Source organism: Aeromonas sp. R5-4 (assembly GCF_040908215.1).
GTDB lineage: Bacteria > Pseudomonadota > Gammaproteobacteria > Enterobacterales > Aeromonadaceae > Aeromonas > Aeromonas veronii.
The window spans coordinates 92,605-98,706 of the sequence record NZ_JBFODG010000012.1 but is presented as its reverse complement, the minus strand read 5'-3'; the positions used below and the strand labels follow the sequence as shown (position 1 = coordinate 98,706).

Below are 6,102 nucleotides of genomic sequence, written 5' to 3'. Positions count from 1 at the left end.
TGAGGAGGCGCATATTACGCTTCTCACTTCGAAAGTCAAGCAATTGTTTTCGCTTTTCTTTCGGCGCCCACTTCGCTAGGAAGCTGGCTCATCAGTTCGGCGTGTTCCGCCGTGCTGGTAGGGGCGCATTATAGGGAGCCACGCCGGGATGACAAGGGCTTTTTGCAAAAATGCGTTCGTTTGCTGAAAAAGCGAACTGAACGCCCCAAAACAACCCCTTGGCATCTCTTTTATGCCGCTTTTTTGCTCAATTCTTCGCGTTGTGCCCAGATATAGTTGACCCAGCTGGTTGCCTTCTGCTGCCAGTTATCCTGTTGCTGCAGCTCACGGGCCAGTTCCAGCGCCTGGGCATACTGCTCCTTATTAAGGTGTGCCTGCACCAGCAACGCTTTGGCGCGATTGCCTTGCTCGCCCTTCACCGACTTGATGGCAGCGAGCTGGGTCATGGCAGCATCAGTCTTGCCCTGTTGCAGCAGCAGTTCGGCGGCGCGCATGGCGGCTTTGGGCTGACCGTGCTGGTTGGCGAGCAGCTGCCAGCTATCGACCGCTTGTGACCACTCCCGGGCACCTTCCCACAATTGGGCAAGCAGTTGGCGGTTTTCAGCACTTTGCTTCATCTGTCCCTTGGCCATGGCCGCTTCCAGCAGACGGGCACCACGATAAGGCAGCCCTTGCCAGGCATAGAGGCGGATCAGCTGATTGCGGGCAGACGCATCACCCATCAGTTTTCTGTCGATAGCTGTTTGCAACAGAGCCAACGCCTGATCGCCGCGTTTGGCGGAGAGGTTGAGCGACACCGCCTGCTGCCACCATTTGCTCTCTTTGGGTTCGTGGCTGATCAACTCGGCCGCCTGATCGGCAGCCACGCCATAACGTTGCTGAGCGGTGAGGGCGGAGAGACGAATAATGGCGGCCTGCTTCTGCCAACCCTTCTTCAACAACTGTTCGCTCTGGCTGGCGGCGTCACCGTACTGCTTGTTGTGGTAATAGAGGCCGGCCAGACGCAGGCGCAGCCCATCGTCTTGCTTGAGTGCCAGTGCCGCCTTGTAGCTGGCGATGGCACCAGACCAGTTAGATTGCTGGGCCTGAATATCGCCGCGCAGTCGCAGCAGCTGGAGCTGTTGCTGCTCGGGCCACTCTTTATAGGCAAGGGCCTGTTCGACATAACGGCTCGCCTGGGCGGTCTGTTGCAGATTGGCCGCCAGCGAGGCTTGCAACTGCGCCAGCCAGGCACGCTCGGCATCGCTATTTGGCTTGAGGCCGGATGCCTTGCTCTGGGCTTGTTGCCACTGACCGGACTGATAGAGCTTCATCACGGGTTCAAGCTGACGGGAGAAGTGAGGGCTGACCTCCATCGCCAGACAGGCTTGGCCGACCAGGGCCAGCAGACAGATCCAGATCCGCAACATAGTTATGACTCCAGTTTGAATTTGAGCGTGATGACTTGCACCAGCTTGTCGGTGGCGCCCGGTCTCGGCTGATAGCGCCACTTGTTGATCGCCTGAATGGCCGCCCGCTCGAACTGACGCTTGGGTTTGGCTTCGACCACTTCCACATCCTGCACGCCACCTTCGGCATTCACGCTAAAGCGCAGGGTGACGAATCCTTCGATCCCTGACTGCTGGGCACGATAGGGGTAGACCGGCTCGATCCGTTGCAGCGGCATCAGCATGTCACCGGCGCCGATACCCGCCCCTTGCTGCTGGCCGTGGTAGTTGCCACTCAATACCGGTGCAGTACTGGTCGCCACACCGGGGGCATAGACCTGCACCGCGCTGAGGCTGGAGACCAGATCCAGACTCGGCTCAACGGCCGCCAAGGGAGCCGCTGCGGGCATCGGCAGCGGTGTCGATGCCAATGCCGCGGGAGGCTCTGGCAGAGGCTCGGGCTCCTGCGGCACCGGACGCTCGCGTACCTGCACCTCGGTCACCTCGTTCTGCATATTGATGACGATGGACTTCTGTTCGCTCGCCACCTTTTCGCCCCGGGGCGGTTCAACCAGCGTGGCCATGAACAGCAGGATACCCAGACTGAGGGCGATCCCCAGCCCCAGGCTCATCAGCTTGTATTTCATTTCGGCGCCACCGCCACGGCGATATTGGCGATACCCGCCGCCTTGGCCTCATCCATCACCCGCACCACCTTGCCGTGGGGCACCCGCTCGTCGGCCTGGATCACCAGACTGGCATCGGGTTGCTCCGCCAGCAGACGGGCAATGGTGGCCTGCACCCGCTCCACATCGACCTGCTTGCGGTCGAGGAAGATCTGACCCTGAGCCCCGATCGCCAGCATGATGCTGGAAGATTTCTGCGCCTTGGCCTGACTAGCCTGAGGTCTGTGTACCTCAAGCCCGGCTTCGCGCACGAAGGAGGTGGTGACAATAAAGAAGATCAGCATGATGAACACGATATCCAGCATGGGGGTCATGTCGATCTGCACTTCGTCACGCTGGCGTTTGGATTGCCGTCTCATTGCATTACCTTCTCTTCTCGCAGGCCGTCCCGGGTCTTGGCAAGCGCACGCTTGGCCTGACTCTCGAGCCGACTGAGTAACAACACGCCGGAGAGCGCCACCACCATGCCTGCCATGGTGGGGATAGTGGCGCGGGAGATCCCGCCCGCCATGCTCTCCGGGTTAAAGCGGTTGGCCGCGGCCAACGCATCGAATACGCCGATCATGCCGGTCACAGTGCCCAGCAACCCCAGCATAGGACAGAGCACCACCAGGGTGCGGATGAAGATCAGATGACGGTTCAGTTCCAGCTCCGCCTGCGCCAGCCAGCGGCTGCGGATCGCCCGGGCGTGCCAGCTGTGGCGCTCGCTGCGGGCCTGCCAGCGGCCGAGCAGCTGTTGCTGCAAGGGGCCAAAACCCAGATTGAGGTAGAGCAGCCGCTCGATCATCAAAATCCACATCAGCACCAGCAGGGCCAGAATGACCCAGAGCACAGGGCCGCCACGGCCCATGAAACTCTGCAGCTGTTGCCAGATGTCGAGCATCATGCTGCTCGCTCCATCCCGCCGTTATTGCTCTCGGCGCGCTCGGCCAGAATGCCGGCTACTTGCTGCTCCAGTACATTGGAAAGCTCGGTGAAGCGTGATTGCAGCAGGCTGTGGGCCAGGATCAGCGGAATGGCCGCAACCAGACCCTGTACCGTGGTGACCAGCGCCATGGAGATGCCGCCCGCCATGATCTTGGGATCGCCGGTGCCAAACTGGGTGATGGCCTGGAAGGTGCCGATCATCCCGGTTACGGTACCGAGCAGACCCAGCATGGGGGCGATGGCCGCGATCACCTTGACCATGCCGATGCCGCGCTCCATGCGAGGAGTCTCCTGCAGGATCGCCTCATCAAGACGCAGCTCGAGGGTCTCCATGCTCAGCTCGGGGTGTTTGTCTGCCACCGTCAGCACCCGGCCGAGGGCGTTGTCGGCGTGATACTCGCCGCTCTTGAGCTGGCAGCGCACCCGACCCAGTTCGCGGGAGAGGCTCCACAGCCGTACCGCAGCGATACCCAAACCGATGGCGGCCAACAGCACGATAATGGCGCCGACCTGACCACCTTGTTGTACCTGCTGCCAGAAGGTGGGCGCCTGTGCCAGCATCGCCAGCAGAGTGCCATGCGAAGGATCCAGCGGCAGCGCTTCCCCTTCCTGACCCTGATAAGCCGCAACGGCAGAGAGCACGCTACCGGGCAGACCCAGTACCGGGCTCAAGCCTTCGGCGGTCGGTTGCAGGAAGCCTTCGCTCCCCAGCAGGGCAAAACTGCCAACCCGGGTCAGCGACTGCTCGCTGGCAGCCCCCTGGGCATTGAGCACCTTGCCGTTGAACTGAGCAATCCGGCCAGATTCACGGATCTCCTGCAGCAGAGTGGCGGGTAGCAGGGCGAGGGCGGCGCGATCCGGCACCTGTTTATCCTGTGCCATGGCTTTCAGCGGGGCGAGACGCTCCGGGTACTGGCCCTCGACGGCGGATTCGCTCAGCAGCTTGACCGCATCGCTGGCGCCCTGACGGGTGACCGCGAATATCTCGTTCATATCGCCGGAGGCTTGCTCCCACTGGGCGTTGAGCTCGACCAGCTGCTTCTCGTTGCTGGCGAACTTGCCGGCCAGCTCCTTGCTCAGGCGCTGGGCCTCGGCCAGTCTGGCGCGAGCAGTGCCGAGCTCCTTGGCAACGGTCGCCAGATCTTGCTGAGCCAGCTGCTCACGAGCCTGTTCCTGCTGCTGCCACTCATCGGCGACCGCGGCGTTGGTACCGCAGGAGAGAGCAATAAGGAGGGGGAACCACTTCATGGTGACTCTCATGATTGGGCCTCCTGACTACGGCTGACAGAGAGGGGGACATTGAGCAACTGGGGAACTTTCTTGTCGGCGGCCACATCCATCGCCTCGGCGATGGGGGAGAGCCACTGGCTATCGAGGGCTTGCCACTGCTTCGCCTCGGCAGACCAGCGCCATGCCTGACTGCGATCGGCCGTCATTGCCAGCAGGGAGACCCGACCCAGCGCCAGCACATCGACCCGACGCGGAGCACCATCCAGCTCCAGCTCGGCGGAATAGCTGTCCATCCGGCTGCCGTACTCGGCTTCAATCTGATAGGCCTGCAGCAGCTGACGGAATTTCTCTGCCTCGCTAACGTCTGCACGGGCTAGGGTCGCTTTCAACTGTTCAACCCGCGCCAGCCGATCTTCCTTGCGCAGCGGGATGTCGTTTTGCACCAGCTGTTCCAGATCTGCCTGCATCTGCAACATCAGCGGGATCAAGCCCTGACGGGTCTCTTGCACCGCTTCCAGCTGCTGGCTCAATTTACCCAGCTCATTTTGCTGATCGGCCACCAGAGATTGCATGTAGCGGTTGTAGGCTTCTAGGTCACGCAGTTGCAGCTGGGCATTTTGCAGCTCCAGTCGTGCGGCAACAGCGGCATCGGCGGCTTTTTCCACCCGCTGCTGGGAGGCTTTCCCGGCAGCTATGCTGTTCTTGAGGGCGGGAGCAACCAGCTCATCCCCGATGGCAGCAAAGTGGACTGACAGTGGCAGCAGGGCCACACCCCATAATTTGTTCATTGAAATACATCTTACTAATGATAACTATTATCATTATCTCAAATACAGGGCGGACTGGCAACGAGAGGATTTTCTTGGCCTTTATGCACAAAAACAGGATAATTTTTAAGCACGCACGGAATAAGTGGCGCCAATAGCCACCGCACAAATATAAATAACGATAAAAAATCTTTTCGATCAGTGTGATAGAGATCGAAAAAGGAGAAAGTAATGCTCAACGATGCGATCTGGGAACATATCGACAAGTTCACCAAGGCAACAAAAACCAGCGATATCCAGCAACTGCTGGAGCGCTTCAGTCATCAAATGGGCTTTGATTACTTTCGGCTGCTGATTATTTTCCCCATCAGCATGCAAAAATCCCACGTGGCACTGTTCAACAACTGTCCGACCACCTGGTTTGACGCCTACAGCGAAAACCAGTATCTGACCCAGGATCCGGTGGTCTATCTGGGGCTGAAACAGACCCAGCCGATCTTCTGGAACAAGCTCGACTGCGATTCGCCCTGGCTGCCCAGCGCCAGCCGCGACGTGATGAACCTGGCCGCTGATTTCGGGGTACGCAATGGCGTCTCCTTTCCGCTGCACACCCCGCAGGGGGAGCACGGCATCCTCTCATTCATCACCAAGGAGAAATCCAACTCCGACCTGATGTTTGAAAATGTCCCGCTGCTGTCGTTCTGCGCCAGCTATATCTTCAACTCCGCGCTGCAACTGATCAAAAGCAGACCGGATATGATGAAATACCTGACCGAACTGTCGGATCGGGAGAAGGAGTGCCTGTTCTGGGCCAGCGAGGGCAAGACCTCCTGGGAGATCGCCACCATCCTCGGCATCAGTGAGCGGACGGTCAACTTCCACCTGACCCAGGTGACCAACAAGACCGACTCGAAGAACCGCAGTCAGGCCATCGCCAAAGGGATCACCAGCGGCATCATAGTGCCCTCCCTCGACGAGGTCACCATCACCAACCTGCGGCTGTCGTAACCCTCAGCCGAAACAAAAAGAGCCGCAATTGCGGCTCTTTTTCATTTCAGAAAGTGA

General features: G+C 59.7%; 7 protein-coding genes. 1 reads left to right on the top strand and 6 read right to left on the bottom strand.

All coding sequences use genetic code 11. The annotated features are described in order from the left end of the window. Positions 1 to 230 precede the first annotated feature (230 nt). Genes AB5Y83_RS04425 through AB5Y83_RS04400 form a run of 6 tightly spaced genes read right to left on the bottom strand, consistent with a single transcriptional unit; the run spans position 231 to position 5,058 of the window. Positions 231 to 1,409, bottom strand: a complete 1,179-nt coding sequence (locus AB5Y83_RS04425) for a hypothetical protein (protein WP_368174761.1) — start codon at positions 1,407 to 1,409, stop codon at positions 231 to 233. 2 nt (positions 1,410 to 1,411) lie between these two features. Further along, a complete protein-coding gene (locus AB5Y83_RS04420; RefSeq protein WP_204382385.1) occupies positions 1,412 to 2,074 on the bottom strand; it encodes an energy transducer TonB in 663 nt (220 codons plus the stop codon). Beyond that, positions 2,071 to 2,472 carry a biopolymer transporter ExbD gene (locus AB5Y83_RS04415; RefSeq protein WP_042082290.1) on the bottom strand — a complete coding sequence of 134 codons (402 nt, stop codon included), beginning with the start codon at positions 2,470 to 2,472 and terminating at the stop codon, positions 2,071 to 2,073. Before AB5Y83_RS04415 ends, AB5Y83_RS04420 begins: the two co-directional genes overlap by 4 nt. Continuing rightward, positions 2,469 to 2,999 carry a MotA/TolQ/ExbB proton channel family protein gene (locus AB5Y83_RS04410; protein WP_005339367.1) on the bottom strand — a complete coding sequence of 177 codons (531 nt, stop codon included), beginning with the start codon at positions 2,997 to 2,999 and terminating at the stop codon, positions 2,469 to 2,471. Before AB5Y83_RS04410 ends, AB5Y83_RS04415 begins: the two co-directional genes overlap by 4 nt. Then, positions 2,996 to 4,300, bottom strand: a complete 1,305-nt coding sequence (locus AB5Y83_RS04405; protein ID WP_279488654.1) for a MotA/TolQ/ExbB proton channel family protein — start codon at positions 4,298 to 4,300, stop codon at positions 2,996 to 2,998. Before AB5Y83_RS04405 ends, AB5Y83_RS04410 begins: the two co-directional genes overlap by 4 nt. Continuing rightward, positions 4,297 to 5,058, bottom strand: a complete 762-nt coding sequence (locus AB5Y83_RS04400; protein WP_005357258.1) for a DUF3450 domain-containing protein — start codon at positions 5,056 to 5,058, stop codon at positions 4,297 to 4,299. The genes AB5Y83_RS04405 and AB5Y83_RS04400 overlap by 4 nt, the downstream gene beginning before the upstream one ends. 210 nt (positions 5,059 to 5,268) lie before the next feature. Here AB5Y83_RS04400 and AB5Y83_RS04395 point away from each other — a divergent pair, with 210 nt between their 5' ends. Further along, a complete protein-coding gene (locus AB5Y83_RS04395; RefSeq protein ID WP_005357256.1) occupies positions 5,269 to 6,045 on the top strand; it encodes a LuxR family transcriptional regulator in 777 nt (258 codons plus the stop codon). The last annotated feature ends 57 nt before the right edge of the window (positions 6,046 to 6,102 follow it).